The sequence below is a fragment of the Streptomyces sp. NBC_01520 genome (assembly GCF_045040375.1).
Classification (GTDB): domain Bacteria; phylum Actinomycetota; class Actinomycetes; order Streptomycetales; family Streptomycetaceae; genus Streptomyces.
Window position 1 is genome coordinate 1,735,281 of record NZ_CP109404.1, and the last position, 16,589, is coordinate 1,751,869.

At 71.6% G+C, this 16,589-nt stretch carries 12 protein-coding genes; 3 read left to right on the forward strand and 9 right to left on the reverse strand.

Features of this window, described 5'->3' with window-relative positions; genetic code table 11:
* Positions 1 to 63: 63 nt before the first annotated feature.
* The 9 genes from OG524_RS07885 to OG524_RS07925 form a co-directional block, all read right to left on the reverse strand.
* Positions 64 to 1,221, reverse strand: coding sequence for a pseudouridine synthase (locus OG524_RS07885; RefSeq protein WP_405391661.1), 1,158 nt, complete (start codon positions 1,219 to 1,221; stop codon positions 64 to 66).
* Positions 1,221 to 1,871, reverse strand: coding sequence for an SMC-Scp complex subunit ScpB (scpB, locus tag OG524_RS07890; protein ID WP_405391660.1), 651 nt, complete (start codon positions 1,869 to 1,871; stop codon positions 1,221 to 1,223). The genes OG524_RS07885 and scpB overlap by 1 nt, the downstream gene beginning before the upstream one ends.
* The gene (locus OG524_RS07895; protein WP_405809605.1) at positions 1,868 to 3,073 is read right to left on the reverse strand and encodes a segregation/condensation protein A; all 1,206 of its coding nucleotides are present in this window, start codon (positions 3,071 to 3,073) and stop codon (positions 1,868 to 1,870) included. The genes scpB and OG524_RS07895 overlap by 4 nt, the downstream gene beginning before the upstream one ends.
* 94 nt (positions 3,074 to 3,167) lie before the next feature.
* On the reverse strand, positions 3,168 to 3,740 hold the full coding sequence (locus OG524_RS07900; protein ID WP_405812441.1) for a hypothetical protein: 573 nt from the start codon (positions 3,738 to 3,740) through the stop codon (positions 3,168 to 3,170).
* Complete coding sequence (locus OG524_RS07905) at positions 3,737 to 4,855, reverse strand: ParA family protein (RefSeq protein WP_405391658.1); 1,119 nt, start codon at positions 4,853 to 4,855, stop codon at positions 3,737 to 3,739. Before OG524_RS07905 ends, OG524_RS07900 begins: the two co-directional genes overlap by 4 nt.
* Before the next feature lie 382 nt (positions 4,856 to 5,237).
* Entirely contained in the window at positions 5,238 to 6,353 is a 1,116-nt protein-coding gene (ald, locus tag OG524_RS07910; RefSeq protein ID WP_405393277.1) for an alanine dehydrogenase, read from the reverse strand.
* 144 nt (positions 6,354 to 6,497) lie between these two features.
* Positions 6,498 to 8,570 (reverse strand): tetratricopeptide repeat protein, encoded by a 2,073-nt coding sequence (locus OG524_RS07915; protein WP_405809607.1) that lies wholly within the window; start codon positions 8,568 to 8,570, stop codon positions 6,498 to 6,500.
* A gap of 204 nt (positions 8,571 to 8,774) precedes the next feature.
* Positions 8,775 to 9,401, reverse strand: coding sequence for an NUDIX domain-containing protein (locus OG524_RS07920; RefSeq protein WP_405391656.1), 627 nt, complete (start codon positions 9,399 to 9,401; stop codon positions 8,775 to 8,777).
* Between the two features lie 76 nt (positions 9,402 to 9,477).
* A complete protein-coding gene (locus OG524_RS07925; RefSeq protein ID WP_405809609.1) occupies positions 9,478 to 11,148 on the reverse strand; it encodes a CTP synthase in 1,671 nt (556 codons plus the stop codon).
* Between the two features lie 438 nt (positions 11,149 to 11,586).
* Here OG524_RS07925 and OG524_RS07930 point away from each other — a divergent pair, with 438 nt between their 5' ends.
* The 3 genes from OG524_RS07930 to OG524_RS07940 all read left to right on the forward strand — a co-directional run bounded on the left by OG524_RS07930 (position 11,587) and on the right by OG524_RS07940 (position 16,584).
* Positions 11,587 to 13,389, forward strand: coding sequence for a glycoside hydrolase family 15 protein (locus tag OG524_RS07930; protein ID WP_405393276.1), 1,803 nt, complete (start codon positions 11,587 to 11,589; stop codon positions 13,387 to 13,389).
* 91 nt (positions 13,390 to 13,480) lie between these two features.
* Positions 13,481 to 14,878 (forward strand): FAD-binding oxidoreductase, encoded by a 1,398-nt coding sequence (locus OG524_RS07935; protein WP_405809611.1) that lies wholly within the window; start codon positions 13,481 to 13,483, stop codon positions 14,876 to 14,878.
* Between the two features lie 80 nt (positions 14,879 to 14,958).
* A complete protein-coding gene (locus OG524_RS07940; protein ID WP_405391653.1) occupies positions 14,959 to 16,584 on the forward strand; it encodes a PucR family transcriptional regulator in 1,626 nt (541 codons plus the stop codon).
* The last annotated feature ends 5 nt before the right edge of the window (positions 16,585 to 16,589 follow it).

A 16,589-nucleotide genomic window follows, 5' to 3' on the forward strand; every position in this document is an offset into this window, starting at 1 on the left:
CCGGTTTCCTGTTCGAAAGACGAACCAGGAACCGGCCGCGGGCCGTTCGGTGCGGGGTGCGGGTTACAGACCGACCTCGCGCATCAGCATGCCGACCTCGGTGTTGGTCAGCCGGCGCAGCCAGCCCGACTTCTGGTCGCCGAGCGGGATCGGTCCGAAGGACGTGCGCACGAGCCGCTCGACCGGGAAGCCGGCCTCGGCCAGCATCCGGCGGACGATGTGCTTGCGGCCCTCGTGGAGGGTCACCTCGACCAGGTAGTTCTTGCCGGTGTTCTCGACGACCCGGAAGTGGTCGGCACGGGCGTACCCGTCCTCCAGCTGGATGCCGTCCTTGAGCCGCTTGCCGAGGTCACGCGGCAGCGGGCCCTGGATGGCTGCCAGGTAGATCTTCTTCACCCCGTATCCGGGGTGCGTCAGGCGGTGGGCCAGCTCACCGTGGTTGGTGAGCAGGATGATGCCCTCGGTCTCGGTGTCGAGCCGGCCGACGTGGAACAGCCGCGTCTCGCGGTTGTTGACGTAGTCGCCGAGGTTCTGGCGGCCGTCCGGGTCGCCCATCGTGGAGACGACACCGGCGGGCTTGTTCAGTGCGAAGAACAGGTGCGACTGGGTCGCGACGGTCAGGCCGTCGACCTTGATCTCGTCCTTCTGCGGGTCGACACGCCTGCCCTGTTCGAGAACGATCTCGCCGTTGACCTCGACCCTGGCCTGCTCGATGAGCTCCTCGCACGCGCGGCGCGAGCCCATGCCGGCGCGGGCGAGGATCTTCTGCAGCCGCTCGCCCTCCTGCTCGGCGCCCGGGTGCGTCTTGGGCGTCCGGATCTCGGGCTTGTCCGCGTACCGGTCGCGGTTGCGCTGCTCGATCTTGGCGTCGAGCTCACGGGGGCGGGACGGGGCACCCACCCGGCGTCCGCCCTTGCTCACGTTCTGTGCGGGCTTGGGGCCGCCCTTGGCCCCACCGCGTGCCGCCGCGCCGCGGCCCTTGCGGGGGCCGCCGTCGCCGCCCGGCTTGTCGGAGCCCACGTCGTAGCGGCGCTCCTCGGGGCGGGGCCGGCGGGGGCGCTGCTCCTGCTGGTCGTCGCGCCCTCCCGTGGCCTTGGGCCGGCCGCCCGAACCGCCGGAGCCGCCCGAACCGCCCCGGGGGTTGCCCGAGCCGCCCCGGGGGTTCCGGTTGCCGCCGCTCTTGCCGCTGCCGCTTCCGTTGTTGCTGCCACTGCTTCGCATCAAAATTCCGTCTTGTCGTCTGCGTGAGTTTCCGGGGTGTCCGGTGCGTCCGGATCGAACGACGGCACACCCTCTAGCGTCTCAGCCTCGATCGCGTCCGCCTCCGGGAGGAAGGGCGCGAGCTCCGGGAGCTCGTCCAGGCCTCGCAGGCCCATGCGCTCCAGAAAGTAGTTCGTCGTCCTGTACAGGATCGCACCTGTTTCGGGTTCCGCGCCCGCCTCCTCGACGAGACCCCTCTGCAGGAGGGTCCGCATGACGCCGTCGCAGTTCACTCCGCGCACCGCGGAGACCCTGGAACGGCTCACGGGCTGGCGGTACGCGACCACCGCGAGCGTCTCCAGCGCGGCCTGGGTGAGCCGGGCGTGCTGGCCGTCCAGGACGAAGCCCTCGACGGCCTCCGCGTACTCCGGGCGTGTGTAGAAGCGCCAGCCTCCGGCGACGAGTCGCAGGTCGAAGCCCCGGCGCTGAACGGTGTACTCGTCGGCGAGCTCCCGCAGGGCGTCGGCGACGGCCCTGCGGGGCCGCTGGAGCACCTTGGCGAGGTGCTCCTCGGTGGCGGGCTCGTCGACGACCATGAGGACCGCCTCCAGCGCGGGCTTGAGGTCGAGCGCGGCGACCGCGCCGTCGCGTCCGCCGTCGTCTGCAGTCATTCCCGTACGTCCTCCTGTTCCTCCTGGTCGAACTCGTCCGTCACGACCGGATCGGCACCCTCGGCGCCGGCCCAGCGCACCAGGAGCTCGCCGAGGGCCTCCTCCTGGTCGAGAGTGACCGCCTTCTCCCGGTAGAGCTCCAGAAGCGCCAGGAACCGGGCGACGACGGTGAGGGTGTCCCCCGCGTCCTCGGTGAGTACCCGGAAGCTGAGCTCGCCCTCGGCGCGAAGCCGCCCGACGACGATCCCGGCCTGTTCCCGCACACTGACCAGCGGTGCGTGGATGTGGTCGACGTAGACCTGCGGCTCGGCCCTCGGCTGCATCGCCTTCACCGCGAGCCGGGCGAAGCCGTCCGGGCCGATGCTGATGACGACCTCGGGCAGCAGCTCCGCGTGCTGGGGTTCGAGCCCCACGGTCCGGGGGTAGCGGCGCGACTCGGACTCCAGCCGGTCGCTGAGGATCTCCGCGATCCGCTTGTACGCGCGGTACTGGAGCAGCCGTGCGAAGAGCAGGTCCCGCGCCTCCAGGAGTGCGAGGTCCGCCTCGTCCTCCACCTCGGCGGTGGGCAGCAGCCGGGCGGCCTTCAGGTCGAGCAGGGTCGCGGCGACGACGAGGAACTCGGTGGTCTGGTCGAGGTCCCAGTCGGGTCCCATGGCGCGGATGTGGGCCATGAACTCGTCGGTGACCCGGGAGAGCGCGACCTCGGTCACATCGAGCTTGTGCTTGGAGATCAGCTGGAGCAGCAGGTCGAACGGCCCCTCGAAGTTGACCAGCCGCACGGTGAACCGCTTGACGTCGACGGCCTCCGGGGAGCCGGTGCCGTCCTCGGCAGCCTCCGGGGAGCCGGTATTTCCAGCAGGGGCCGGAGGGCCTGTGTCACCCTCGGCTGCCGCCTGCGAACCGGTGTCCCCCTCGGCAGGCTCCGCCAGGCCGGTACCGTCCTCGCCCACGGCCGCCGAGGGCCCTGTGCCGCCCTCGGCGGGCACGGGGGCCGCCCGGTCACCCTCCGGGACTTCCAGGGCCCTCTCGGTCCTCTGGGGCGCGTCTGCCGCGCCGGTGGGCACGTCCACGGGATCCGGCAGGCGGTCCCCGGAGGGTGGACCACCAGGAGCGGCCTCCCCCGGGCCCGCCCCGGTCCGGGCACCCGGTCCGCGGCCGAGCGCACGGCGGGGCGGGCGGGCGGGGTGGTCGGCAGTCGGCATCGCGGTCCAGGGGTGCGGCGGAGTGACGTACGGGCGCTGCCGCCCGCCAGGACGGGCCGGGCGGCCCTCCCGCAGGCTACCGGCGCCGCGCCGGTCAGCGGCCGCGCAGCCTCCGTACGAGGATGCTCGCGTCGCCCCGCGACTCCAGGTCGGCGAGCACCACGGCGACCGCCTCCCGGACGATGCGCCCGCGGTCGACGGCGAGGCCGTGCTCACCGCGCAGCACGAGCCGGGCGTGCTCCAGGTCCATCAGTTCCTCGGCCGACACATAGACCGTGATCTTCTCGTCGTGGCGTTCCCGGCCGCTCGGCCGGCGGTTCGCACCCCGCCCGCCGCCGCGTCCGCGCTGCTGCTGGACGGTGGGAGCGGCGTCCTGCGGCGCACTGCGCGGCTGGGGCGCGCGGGGTCCGTCGGCGCGGCTGCGGGAGCCTCCGCCGTCGGAGTCCGCCGCCGAATGCTCCTCCCGCGACCGATCAGCCGTCGTTCCGCCGCTCCCCCCGGGGTTCTCGCCCTGGCCGCCGGTGTCCGCCGACGGGTCGTTCCCCGCGGCGGGCGCGGGTACCCGCGCCTCACCGTTCGCCTTGCGTCGCCGGTCGGCGGAGGACGAGCCCTGGAGACCCATGCCCCCGGTGGTGCGGAACAGTTCGTCGGCCCCCGGCAGACTCACTCGGCGTGACACCGGGCGAGCACCTCCCTGGCGAGCTGGCGATAGGCGGCGGCACCGACCGAGTTGGAGGCGTACGTGGTGATGGGCTCACCGGCGACCGTGGTCTCCGGGAAGCGCACCGTGCGCCCGATGACGGTGTGGTAGACGTGGTCGTCGAAGGCTTCGACGACGCGCGCGAGCACCTCTCGGCTGTGCACCGTGCGGGAGTCGTACATGGTCGCGAGGATGCCGTCGAGCTCCAGTTCCGGGTTGAGCCGCTCCTGGACCTTCTCGATGGTCTCGGTGAGCAGTGCCACACCGCGCAGCGCGAAGAACTCGCACTCGAGCGGGACTATCACCTTGTGAGCCGCCGTCAGGGCGTTCACGGTGAGCAGGCCCAGCGAGGGCTGACAGTCGATCACGATGTAGTCGTAGTCGGCCATCAGCGGCTTGAGGGCACGCTGCAGCGTGGACTCCCGCGCCACCTCGCTCACCAGCTGCACCTCGGCAGCCGAGAGGTCGATGTTGCTCGGGAGCAGGTCCATGTTGGGCACGGCGGTCTTGAGCAGGACCTCGTCGGCCACCATGCCCCGCTCCATGAGCAGGTTGTAGACGGTGAGGTCGAGCTCCATCGGGTTGACCCCGAGGCCGACCGACAGGGCTCCCTGCGGGTCGAAGTCGACGAGCAGGACGCGTCGCCCGTACTCGGCGAGCGCGGCACCCAGGTTGATGGTCGACGTGGTCTTGCCGACGCCGCCCTTCTGGTTGCACATCGCGATGATCTTCGCGGGGCCGTGATCGGTCAGCGGACCGGGAATCGGGAAGTACGGCAGCGGCCGTCCGGTGGGGCCGATCCGCTCGCGGCGCTGGCGAGCGGCATCGGGCGCGAGCGTGGCCGCGTACTCCGGATCGGGCTCGTATTCGGCGTCGGGGTCGTAGAAGTGCCCCTCGGGCACCTCGGCGAAGTCGGCGAAGTGGGCTGTGTCTCGGCCACTTTCGTTGCCGGCCATGGCGTTCACGTGTTGGCCGTCCATCATCTGGGGGGCTGTCGTCATGTGCTGGTGGGTGGCGAAGGTGCGGACAGCGACGGAGCCGACAGCTTCGAGCCCGATCGGGCTCAGACCCCGTGCGGGCATCCCTGGTTGACCACCCCCAGGAGTAATTGTCGACTCATTCACAAGTCGTCTTACCTCCTTGGATGTGACCAGGAAACTTATCGATAGGTCAGCGTGGCACCATGCCGACGATTGGCGACTCTATGGCGTGTCACCGGTTCGCAGCAACACAATCCGCCGGACCCGGCCCGATGTGTCGGCAATCGAACACCCCTCTGTCAAGGGTGCGGGAGGCCCTGGACGCACCTTTCGCGGGGGTGCAAAAAGGGTAAGGGGTTATGTCTCCGGCGAGTTGAGCGGGGCACCTACGGGAGCCCGGCACGCGTCCGGCCGGACCCCGCTGAGCAAGGTCCGGCCGGAGGTGCGAGGTTGACGGAACGGGTTGACAGCGGGCGTCGTCCGCTCAGCCGAGGAGCGTCGCCGGATCGACGTGATCGAGGCCGTGCGCCTCGGCCACCTCGCGGTAAACCACCTGGCCGTCATGGGTGTTGAGGCCCCTGGCGAGCGCGGCGTCACGGCGCAGGGCGTCGACCCAGCCGCGGTTCGCGAGCTCCAGGATGTAGGGCAGCGTGGCGTTCGTGAGGGCGTACGTGGAGGTGTTCGGCACCGCGCCCGGCATGTTCGCGACGCAGTAGAAGACCGAGTTGTGGACCATGAAGGTCGGCTCGGCGTGCGTGGTCGGGTGCGAGTCCTCGAAGCAGCCGCCCTGGTCGATCGCGATGTCGACAAGAACACTTCCGGGCTTCATCCGGGCGACCAGCTCGTTGGTGACCAGTTTCGGCGCCTTCGCGCCGGGGATCAGCACCGCGCCCACGACGAGGTCGGCCTCGACGACGGCCTTCTCGAGTTCGAGCGCGTTGGAGACGACCGTCCGCACCCGGGTGCCGAAGATCCGGTCGGCCTCGCGCAGCTTGTTGATGTCCCGGTCGAGCAGCGTCACGTGGAAGCCGAGCCCGACGGCGATCTGCGTGGCGTTCCAGCCGGAGACCCCGCCGCCGATGACGACGGCCCTGGCCGATCCCGTACCGGGGACGCCGCCGGGGAGCACCCCGCGCCCGCCGACCGAGCGCATCAGGTGGTACGCGCCGACCTGCGGGGCGAGGCGGCCGGCGACCTCGGACATCGGGGCGAGCAGCGGCAGCGCGCGGTTCGCGGTCTCGACGGTCTCGTACGCGATCGCGGTGGTGCCGGACGCCAGCAGCGCGTCGGTGCACTCACGGGAGGCGGCGAGGTGGAGGTACGTGAAGAGCGTCTGGCCCTTGCGCAGGCGGTGGTACTCCTCGGCAACCGGCTCCTTGACCTTGAGCAGCAGGTCGGCGGCGGCCCAGACCTCGTCGGCGGTGGGCAGGATCCGCGCACCGGCGGCGAGGTATTCCTCGTCCGGGATGGAGGAGCCCTCACCTGCGTGCCGCTCGACGAGCACCTGGTGACCGTGGCGGACGAGTTCGTGCACTCCGGCGGGGGTGATCGCCACTCGGAACTCGTTGTTCTTGACTTCGCGGGGGATGCCGACCTTCACGTCGATCACGGTCCTTGGCTCGCAGGGGCAGCTCGGGCATGGCGGGAGGTACCCACATGAACCCAGCATAAAGGGGACACCGCAGGGATACGCGGCAGAGCCATCATTAATGAAGGGCTTCTCCCTGTCCAGCCTTACAAAGCATTAAGTTTTCATCGAAGTACTACGGATTTCGCAGGCCGCACCGTGGTCTCTCAGTAATCTGTCGGCTGCCGCCCTGTGCAGCCCGGCCGCCGCCGGGTCCCCGAGCCGGTCCAGCGTGTCCGCGAGCCGGAGCTGGAGGGCCGCCTGCAGGCGTACGTCCCCCGCCCGGCGGGCCAGGTCGACCGCCTCGCGGCAGGTGTGCAGCGACTCCTGCGGCCGGCCCGCGTACTCCTGGACCCGTGCGGCCTCGCTGAGCGCCCGCGCCTGGGCGGGCAGGTCGCCGAGCCTGCGGTGCCCGGCCGCGGCCGCCCGCCAGTTGCGCAGGGCCTCGCCGTAGCGTCCCGCGTAGCTGTGGACGGCCCCGAGCCGCCCGTAGAGCCGCGCCTCGTCGGCCCGCTCCCCCTGCGTGAGCCGTTGCGCGAGGGCCCGGCCGTACCAGTCGGAGGCCCTGTTGAAGTCACCCAGCTCCGCGTAGGCGCCGCCTACGGATTCCATCGCGCGGCCGGTCGCGTAGAGATCGTGCGCCGCGCGTCCGGCGTCCAGCGCGGCCCGGTAGCGGGTCAGCGCCTCCTGGGTGCGGCCGGTCCTGGCGTCCAGATCGGCGAGGTTGAGCAGGGCCGCGGCCTTCTCACGGGGCAGGTCGCGGCGCTCGGCCACGTCCAGGACCAGGCCGTGCAGCCCGTACAGCTCGGGGGCGGCGTCCTCGGTGCCCCGGTGCACGGCGAGGGCACGGACGAGAGCGGCGACCAGCCGGCGGGCCAGGGTGTCCAGCCCTCCGTCCTGGACCGCGAGCCGGGCCGAGGCCAGCAGGGCGGGCTGCCGGATCCGCAGCCACTCGGCGGCGGCCTCCGGACTGGGGAAGCGCAGCGAGCGGGGCAGTCCGGCGAGCTTGCGGCGGGCGGGGGTGCCCTCCGGGTCGGTGACCGCCCGGCAGGACTGGAGCTGGCGTACGGTCCGCTCCAGCATCCTGGCCCGGGCCAGCTGGATCTCGGCCGGCCGGTCCCGTTCCTCCAGCAGGGCCCGCAGCAGGGGGGCGAGACAGCCGGGCACTTCGTACTGGGGCAGCTCCGCGCCGTTCGACCGCAGCAGTCCGAACCGGACGAAGTCGTCCAGGGTCGTCTGGGCCGCCGAGACGGAGCACCCGGCGAGCGCGGAGGCGGTGTGGGCGTCGGCCAGTCCGGCGGGGGCGAGCGCGAGCAGGCGCAGTATCCGGGCGGCGGACTGCGGCAGGGACTCGTGGACCAGCCGGAAGGCGCGCGCCAGCGGGCGGGCCCCGGTGGGCTGTTCGGCGTCGTCCGGCAGCTCGCGCAGCTGCTTGGTGACGTCGGCCACCGAGGCGCCGGGGCGGGCGGCGAGCCACCCGGCGACCAGCACCAGGGCGGCGGGCTGTCCGGCGCACTCCTCGGTCAGCGCCTCGGCGGTCCGTGGATCGACGGTGATCCTGACCTGCCCGATGGTGCGGGCGAGCAGCTGGACGGCCGATCCGGCGTCCATGCCGCCGATGGTGCACGGACGGACGCCGGGGATTCCGGTGAGCGGGCCGGTGGAGGTGGCGACGACCAGACAGTCCGGGTTGTCCGGCAGCAGCGGGTCGACCTGTTCGGCGTCCACGGCATCGTCGAGCAGGATCAGCGCCCGGCGTACGGCGAACGCCTCGCGGACCATCTCGGAGAGTTCGTCCTCGTCCGCGCCGGGCGGGGCGGAAACGGAGAGCAGGTCCAGGAGTTCGCGCGCGGTGTGCTCGGCGGGTACGCGTTCGCCGCTGTGATCGGTGAGCGCGACCCGGAACACCCCGTCGGGGTAGTCGCCCGGTTCCGCGAGCCTGCACGCCAGTTCGGCGGCCAGTGCGGTGCGCCCGGATCCGGGCCGTCCGGCGATCAGCAGGACCCGGGCACGGGCGGCCTTGCGGCCGGCCAGCGTGTCCAGTCCGGCTCTCTCGATGTCCGCCTGAAGGTCCTTCAACTCGCGTTCGCGGCCGAAGAACTGGGTTGGGGTGGCACCGGATGACCGCTCGGCTCCCGACGCCCCCGCCGCTCCAACCGGGCCGCTGGTGTCCACCGCCTGATCGGTCACGGGCCACGCTCCACTTCACTCCACGCGGTTGCCCGCCGGAACTCCGGTCGGGACCATTCGAGCGTAGTTCAGTGGTGCGGACGATCACGGTCGAGCGCGGCGGACACATCCCCCGATCGGATCAGCGTTTCTTATGAAAGATCCCCGGCCGGCGGAACTCCGATCCCTGTCGGCGTCGCCTGTCCGCCGGCCGACGGTCCGTCCTCAGGCCTCGAACGGCCGGGCGGGCCACGGCGCCTCGGCCGGGCGCAGCGAGTCCACCCCGTCGCCCGCGAGCACCGCGGTGAGCGACAGGACGCCCACCACCAGGCAGTTGTTGTGGAGCTCCCCGGCGAGCACGCCCCGGACGAGCTCCGGCAGCGGCACCCGGGCCTGCTCCATGTCGGCCTCCTCCTCGGAGACCTCGAAGCGCTCGCCGTCCGCCTCGGAGAGGTCGCGGGCGAGGAAGATCCGTACGGCTTCGTCGCAGCCGCCGGGCGTGGTGTAGACGTCGGTCAGCACCCGCCAGTCCTCGGCCTTGACGTGAGCCTCCTCGTACAGCTCGCGCTGGGCGGCGTGCAGCGGGTTCTCGCCCGGGATGTCGAGGAGTCCCGCGGGGATCTCCCAGAGCTTCTGGCGCACCGGGTGGCGGTACTGCCGCAGGACGAGGACACGGCCGGCCTCGTCGAGGGCGAGGACGGCGACGGATCCCGGGTGGACCTGGTAGTCGCGGCGCGCGACGGTGCCGTCGGGCATCACCACGTCGTCGGTGCGGACGCTGGTCTTGTTGCCGGCGAAGGGCGTCACCGTCGCGGTGACCTGCCACTCCTCGGGCGTGTCCTGGATTCCCATGTACGTCCTCCCACGAAAAACAGAAACCGGGGCACGCATCCCGTGAGGGATCCGTACCCCGGTCAACCGTATCGCCTTATGCGGGGGCGTCCGTGCCGCGTGCCGCGACCTGGCGCGCGACGGCGGCCTTCACCAGACCCGCGAAGAGCGGGTGCGGGCGGGTCGGGCGGGAGCGCAGCTCCGGGTGCGCCTGGGTGGCGACCAGGTAGGGGTGCGTCTCGCGCGGGTACTCGACGTACTCGACGAGCTTGTTGTCCGGGGAGGTGCCGGAGAAGACCAGTCCGGCCTTCTTCTCCAGCTCCGCGCGGTAGGAGTTGTTGACCTCGTAGCGGTGGCGGTGGCGCTCCTCCACGTACGGCTGGTCGGCGTAGGCCTCACGGACGACGGAGCCCTCGGCGAGCTTCGCCGGGTACAGGCCGAGCCGCATGGTGCCGCCCAGGTCGCCCGCGCCCTCGACGTACGCGAGCTGCTCCTCCATCGTCGAGATGACGGGGTGGCCCGTGGCGGCGTCGAACTCGGTGGAGTTGGCGTCGGGGATCCCCGCGAGGTTGCGCGCGGCCTCGATCACGATGCACTGCAGGCCGAGGCACAGGCCGAGCAGCGGCACCTTGTTCTCGCGGGCGTACTGGATGGCGCCGACCTTGCCGATGACGCCGCGCTCGCCGAAGCCGCCGGGGATGCAGACGGCGTCGACGTCACTCAGCTGCTTGTGCGCGCCGGCCGGGGTCTTGCAGTCGTCGGAGGCGACCCACTTGACCTTGACGCGGGCCTTGTTCGCGAAGCCGCCGGCCCGGATGGCCTCGGTGACCGAGAGGTAGGCGTCGGGCAGGTCGATGTACTTGCCGACCAGGGCGACGGTGACCTCGTGGTCGGGGTTGTGGACGCGGTCCAGCAGATCCCCCCAGGTGGTCCAGTCGACGTCGCGGAACGGCAGGTCGAGCTTGCGGACGACGTAGGCGTCCAGGCCCTCGGAGTGCAGCACCTTCGGGATGTCGTAGATCGACTTGGCATCCGGGCAGGCCACCACGGCCGCCTCGTCCACGTCGCACATCAGCGAGATCTTGCGCTTGATGGAGAGCGGTACGTCCCGGTCGGCGCGCAGCACGATGGCGTCCGGCTGGATACCGATGTTGCGCAGGGCCGCGACGGAGTGCTGGGTCGGCTTCGTCTTCAGCTCGCCGGACGGGCCGATGTAGGGCAGCAGCGAGATGTGCACGACGAAGACGTTGTCGCGGCCGACCTCGTGGCGGACCTGACGGACGGTCTCCAGGAACGGCAGCGACTCGATGTCGCCGACCGTGCCGCCGACCTCGGTGATGACGACGTCGACGTCGTCGGTCGCCATGCGCCGGATGCGGTGCTTGATCTCGTTGGTGATGTGCGGGATGACCTGGACGGTGTCGCCGAGGTACTCGCCGCGCCGCTCCTTCGCGATGACCTGCGAGTAGACCTGGCCGGTGGTGACGTTGGCCGAGCCGTCGAGGTCGACGTCGAGGAAGCGCTCGTAGTGGCCGATGTCCAGGTCGGTCTCGGCGCCGTCGTTCGTGACGAACACCTCACCGTGCTGGAAGGGGTTCATCGTGCCGGGGTCGACGTTGAGGTAGGGGTCGAGCTTCTGCATCGTGACCCGCAGGCCACGTGCCTTGAGCAGGGCACCCAGGCTTGACGCAGTCAGACCCTTGCCGAGGGAGGAGGCGACACCCCCGGTGACGAAGATGTGCTTGGTCGTCGTGGATGTGGGCTGCATAGCCAAAGGGGGCTCCCGTGGTCGCGATCATGAGGTGCGTACCGGCGTGCCGTCCGGAGAATTCCGGAGGCGCCGTCGCTGCGGTTCGGGGGCCTCGTCCACTGTCGGGACGACCACCGGTCCACGGGCTACCAGGGTATCAGCGCCGAGGAGAGACCGCTTCCGGCCACTCCTCGTACACGCTTCGCACAAGATCACCGCAGTCGTCCCGGGTCCTACCCATTCGCCCCTGGCAGGCGGCGGCCAACTCGCGGACAGTCGCGCGGAACCCCCGGGTGCGTCGTATCCTGCTCGGACACTCGCTGCCGAGTTGGCCGGCCCAGCGGCACCACCCCAGCCCGCTCACCCGTGCAAGAGCTCGTCGGTTTCACTACAACGACCCCTTGACCAGCAGTAAGCGCCCTTCGGGGCGACATGGCCGTTCGACTGGAGACGCACGTGGCCGGGCGCATCGAGGATTACGCACTCATCGGAGACATGCAGACCGCAGCCCTGGTCTGCCGGGACGGCACAGCAGACTGGCTGTGCCTGCCCCGCTTCGATTCCCATGCCGTTTTCGCCGGGCTTCTCGGCACGGAGGAACACGGATTCTGGCGCCTGGGCCCAGCCCGCCCGGAGGGGGCCCAGCCCGCCGCCGCGGACCGGCGCCGCTACCGGGGCGACTCGCTCGTCCTGGAATCGGAATGGGACACCCCGCGAGGCACGGTCCGCGTGACCGATTTCATGCCGCCGCGTGACGGCGCCCCGCAGCTGATCCGGATCGTGGAAGGCGTCAGCGGCCGGGTGCAGATGCGCTCGGAACTGCGGATGCGTTTCAGCTACGGGCGGGTAACCCCCTGGGTCCACAAGGTGGACGGCCGTACGGTCGCCGTCGCGGGCCCCGACTCGGTGTGGCTGGACACCCAGGCCGAGACGTACGGCCAGAATCTGACGACGTACTCGGACTTCACCCTGGCTCCCGGCGACCGGATCGCGTTCACGATCAGCTGGCAGCCCTCGCACCACGAGCCGCCCGCCCTGCCGGACCCCGAGGGTTCGCTGGAGGCTACGGAGAACTTCTGGCGCGAGTGGGTCGAACAGTGCACGTACCACGGGCCCTACCGGGAGGCGGTGGTCCGTTCGCTGATCACGCTGAAGGCGCTCACGTACGCGCCGACGGGCGGCATCGTGGCGGCCCCGACCACCTCCCTGCCGGAGGACATCGGCGGCTCGCGGAACTGGGACTACCGCTACACCTGGCTGCGGGACGCGGCGATCACCCTGTCCTCCCTGCTGCGCACCGGTTACCGCGAGGAGGCCCGCGCCTGGCGTGAGTGGCTGCTGCGGGCCGTCGCGGGCGACCCGGAGAACCTGCAGATCATGTACGGCATCGCGGGCGAGCGGGAGCTCGGCGAGGCGGAGCTGGACTGGCTGCCCGGTTACGAGAACTCCGGCCCGGTCCGGGTGGGCAACGGAGCGGCGAACCAGCTGCAGCTCGACGTGTACGGCGAGGTCACCGAGGCGCTCCATCTAGCGCACATGACGGGTCTGACCCGCAACGACTACGCGATGGGACTCCAGCTCAAGCTGATCAGTTATCTGGAGAAGCACTGGGAGGAACCGGACGAGGGCATCTGGGAGGTACGGGGGCCGCGCAGGCACTTCGTGCACTCCAAGGTGATGGCATGGGTCGCGGTCGACCGCACCATCAAGCTGATCGAGTCCGGTGACACCGACGGGCCGCTGGAGCGCTGGCTGCAGCTGCGCGAGGACATCCACCGCGATGTCTGCGAGCGGGGCTACGACAAGGAGCGCAACACCTTCACCCAGTCCTACGGGTCGAAGGAGCTGGACGCCTCCCTGCTGCTGATTCCGCAGATGGGTTTCCTGCCGCCCGACGACAAGCGGGTCATCGGCACGATCGAGGCGATCCAGCGGGAGTTGTCGACGGAGGACGGCTTCGTCCTGCGCTATCCGACGGCCGGGGAGGACGCGGGCGTGGACGGGCTGGAGGGCGACGAGGGCGCGTTCCTGGCCTGCTCGTTCTGGCTGGCCGACGACCTCGCAATGATCGGCCGGGTCGACGAGGCCCGCCAGCTCTTCGAGAAGCTGCTGTCCCTGCGCAACGACCTGGGGCTGCTGGCCGAGGAGTGGGACGCGCGGCTGCAGCGCCAGGTGGGCAACTTCCCGCAGGCGTTCAGCCATGTGCCGCTGATCGACACGGCGCTGCGGCTCACGGCGAGCGGCGCGTACGTCGGCTGATCCGGGGGCGTGACAGGACCTGTGGGACGGCCGATGTCCTCGGCCCGGCCTACGATGGAATGGTTCTGTCACGCCCTGCGAAGGGGGCACGATGAAGCCCCGCGAACCTTTGGCGGACACCGGTACGGCTGGTCTCCGCGACTCCCTCGCCGGTGAGGCCCATGTACCCGGCGACCCGGGCTACGACGAGGCCCGCACGGTCTTCAACAGCATGATCGACCGCAGACCCGCGGTGGTGGTGCAGTGCGCCGCCGAGTCCGACGTGGTGCGGGCGCTCGGCTTCGCCCGTGAGCACGGCCTGGAGGTCGCGGTGCGCGGCGGCGGGCACAGTGTGTCCGGGATGTCGCTGAGCGAGGGCGGCCTGGTGGTCGACCTGCGCCGCATGCACGCCGTCACCGTCGACCGGGACAACAGAACGGCCCGGGTCGGGGGCGGGGCCGTCATGAGCGATCTGGACCGGGCGACGCAGCCGTACGCCCTGGCGACCACCGGGGGCAGGGTCTCCACCACCGGGGTGGGCGGTTTCACCCTGGGCGGCGGATCGGGCTGGCTGGAGCGGAAGTTCGGGCTGGCCTGCGACAATCTGCTGGCCGCCGACCTGGTCACCGCGGACGGCGGGCGCGTCCACGCCACGGCGGACGAGAACCCCGACCTCTTCTGGGCGCTGCACGGCGGCGGCGGCAATTTCGGTGTCGCCACGTCCCTCACCCTGCGCCTGCACGAACTGCCCGTCATGACCATGATGCTGCTGATCTTCCGGCCCGAGGACGGTCCCCTCGCGGTGCGCACGTACCGGGACCTGTTGGACTCGGCACCGGACGGGGCGGGCGGTGCCTGCATCTATCTGACCGGCCCGCCCGAGGAGTTCGTGCCCGAGCACCTGGTGGGCCGGCTCGCCTGCGCGGTCCTGGTCACCTACGCGGGGCCGGAGGCGGAGGCCCGGGACGTGGCCGCGCCGCTGCTCGCGCTGCACCGCGAGTCGGAGCTCGTCACGGAGATCCCGTACGCGGACCTTCAGTGCATGCTCGACGATCCGCCGGGGCAGCGGAACTACTGGTCCGCCGAGTATCTGGACTCCTTCCCCGACGAGGCGGTCGCCGCCTTCTGTTCGACCGCCTCGTCGATGCCCGTCCCGTCCGGTTCGCAGCATGTGCTGTTCCCGCTGGGCGGTCAGGCGGCCAGGGAGCCGAGCGGCTTCCCGCTGCCGTGGCGCTCTGCACCCTGGGGCGTGCACCCGTTCGGGATCTGGGGGACCGAGGCGGAGGACGGGCCGGGCAAGGCGTGGGTGCGCGAGGTGCGGGCCGCCGTCCGGCCCTGGGCGAACGGCGCCGTGTATCTGAACTTCATCGGGCGTGAGGGGCAGGAACGGGTCGTCGCCGGGTTCGGTGAGGAGAACTACGAGCGGCTGGCCGCGGTCAAGGCCCGGTACGACCCCGAGAACGTGTTCCACCTGAATCACAACGTGAAGCCGTCCGTCGCCGTGGTGTGACGCGCCCCGCCCGGCCCGGTAGCTTCCTGACCGGGGCATTCCGCCCCGTCGTAGCGAGTGGAAGCACGAGGCCTGAGCCGGTGGAGACAGAGGGCGGGATCACCGTGCGGCGGGCGCTGGAGCTGCCGGGGCTGCGCGGCGGACTCCCGGAGGTGGTGGCCTGCGAGGAGCGGCTGGACCGCACGGTGCGCTGGGTGCATGCCGGTGAGGTGCCGAACATCGCCTCGCTGCTCAAGGGCGGTGAGCTGCTGCTGACGACGGGCCTGGGCCTCGGTTCGCGGCCCGCCGAGCAGCGGGCCTTCGTCCGCAGGCTGGCCGACCGGGGCATCGCCGCCCTGGTGGTGGAGCTGGGGCCGCGCTTCAGCCGGCTGCCCGCGGCGATCGTGGACGCCGCGCGGGCGGCGGGGCTGCCACTCGTGCAGCTGCACCGTGAGGTGCCGTTCGTCGCGGTCACCGAGGAGATCCACACCGAGATCGTCAACGGGCACTACGCGCTGCTCCAGCGCGCCGAGGAGGTGCACCGGCGCTGTACGCAGGCCGTGCTCGGCGGCGGCGGGGTGCCCCAGGTCCTGGGGATCCTGGCGGACTTCACCGCCAACCCGGTCTTCCTGGAGACCCCGGACGGCCGGCTGCTCTATGCGGCGGGCACCGGGACCGGGCCGGTGGGAGCCGATCCGCTGCAGGTCTGGGAGGGGCTGCGCGGCGGCCGTGGGGTCCGGGAGTCCCCGCCGGCCGGAACGGTCCTGGTGGAGGTGCCGGGCGGCGGTCAGGGAGCGGGTGCGCTGCGGGCGCGGCTGGTGCTGCTCGCCGTGTCGGGGCCACTGGTGACGGTGCACCGGATGGCGGCCGAGCGGGCGGCGGGCATTCTGGCCGTCGTCCTGATGCAGGCCCGCCAGGAGGACGAGCTGGCGGCACGGGGGCGCGGTGACTTCCTCACCGATCTCTCCGAAGGGCGGATCGCGCCCGAGGACGCGCCCGCGCAGGCCAGGGTGCTGGGGTTCAGGCCGGGCGAGGATCCGCTGCTGCCGGTGGTGATGCGGCTCGCCCCCGAGTCGGCCCCGTCGGGCAGCTGGGCGCTGCTGGCGCGGACCGTGATGGAGGAGCTGTCGGCGATGGGCGTGCCGGTGCTGCTGGGCGTACGGCCCGTGGAGGGCAGGATTCCGCTGCTGCTGGCGCTGCGTCCGGAGACGGGGCGCACGGTGCTCGCGGACCGGGTGGCCGCGGCACTGCGGGCGGGTGTGGAGCGGGCCGGCCAGGCGCGGGCCGGGGACCGCGCCCCGGTCGTCGTGGTCGGGGCCGCGGGCGGCTGGGCGGCGGCGGGCGCGGGGCTGCGGCACGCGGCGGAGGCGGCGACGGCCGCGCAGGGGCTCGGGGAGCGCCTCTGGTACGACGCGCAGCGGCTCGACATCGATCTGCTGCTGTGGCGGTTGCGGGACCACCCGGATCTGGCGTCGTTCGTGGACCGGGCGATCGGGCCGCTGCGCGAGCACGACCGGACCTCGCGTCCCGCGCTGCTGCCCACGCTGGAGGCGTACATCGCCCATGCGGGCCGCAAGGCGGAGGCCGCTCGCGAACTGCATCTGAACCGGCAGACGCTGTACAACCGGCTGGCCCGTATCGGGGAGCTGCTGGGCGCCGACCTGGACGACCCGCAGACGGTGCTGGCCCTGAGTCTGGCCCTGCGGGCCCGTCGCCACACGCGCTGAGGCCC

Excerpts from the sequence above, each read along its gene's own strand:
- OG524_RS07885 (WP_405391661.1), bottom strand. The coding sequence starts at position 1,221 with ATGCGAAGCAGTGGCAGCAACAACGGAAGCGGCAGCGGCAAGAGCGGC.
- scpB (WP_405391660.1), bottom strand. The coding sequence starts at position 1,871 with ATGACTGCAGACGACGGCGGACGCGACGGCGCGGTCGCCGCGCTCGAC.
- OG524_RS07895 (WP_405809605.1), bottom strand. The coding sequence starts at position 3,073 with ATGCCGACTGCCGACCACCCCGCCCGCCCGCCCCGCCGTGCGCTCGGC.
- OG524_RS07905 (WP_405391658.1), bottom strand. The coding sequence starts at position 4,855 with ATGCCCGCACGGGGTCTGAGCCCGATCGGGCTCGAAGCTGTCGGCTCC.
- OG524_RS07920 (WP_405391656.1), bottom strand. The coding sequence starts at position 9,401 with ATGGGAATCCAGGACACGCCCGAGGAGTGGCAGGTCACCGCGACGGTG.
- OG524_RS07925 (WP_405809609.1), bottom strand. The coding sequence starts at position 11,148 with ATGCAGCCCACATCCACGACGACCAAGCACATCTTCGTCACCGGGGGT.
- OG524_RS07935 (WP_405809611.1), top strand. The coding sequence starts at position 13,481 with ATGAAGCCCCGCGAACCTTTGGCGGACACCGGTACGGCTGGTCTCCGC.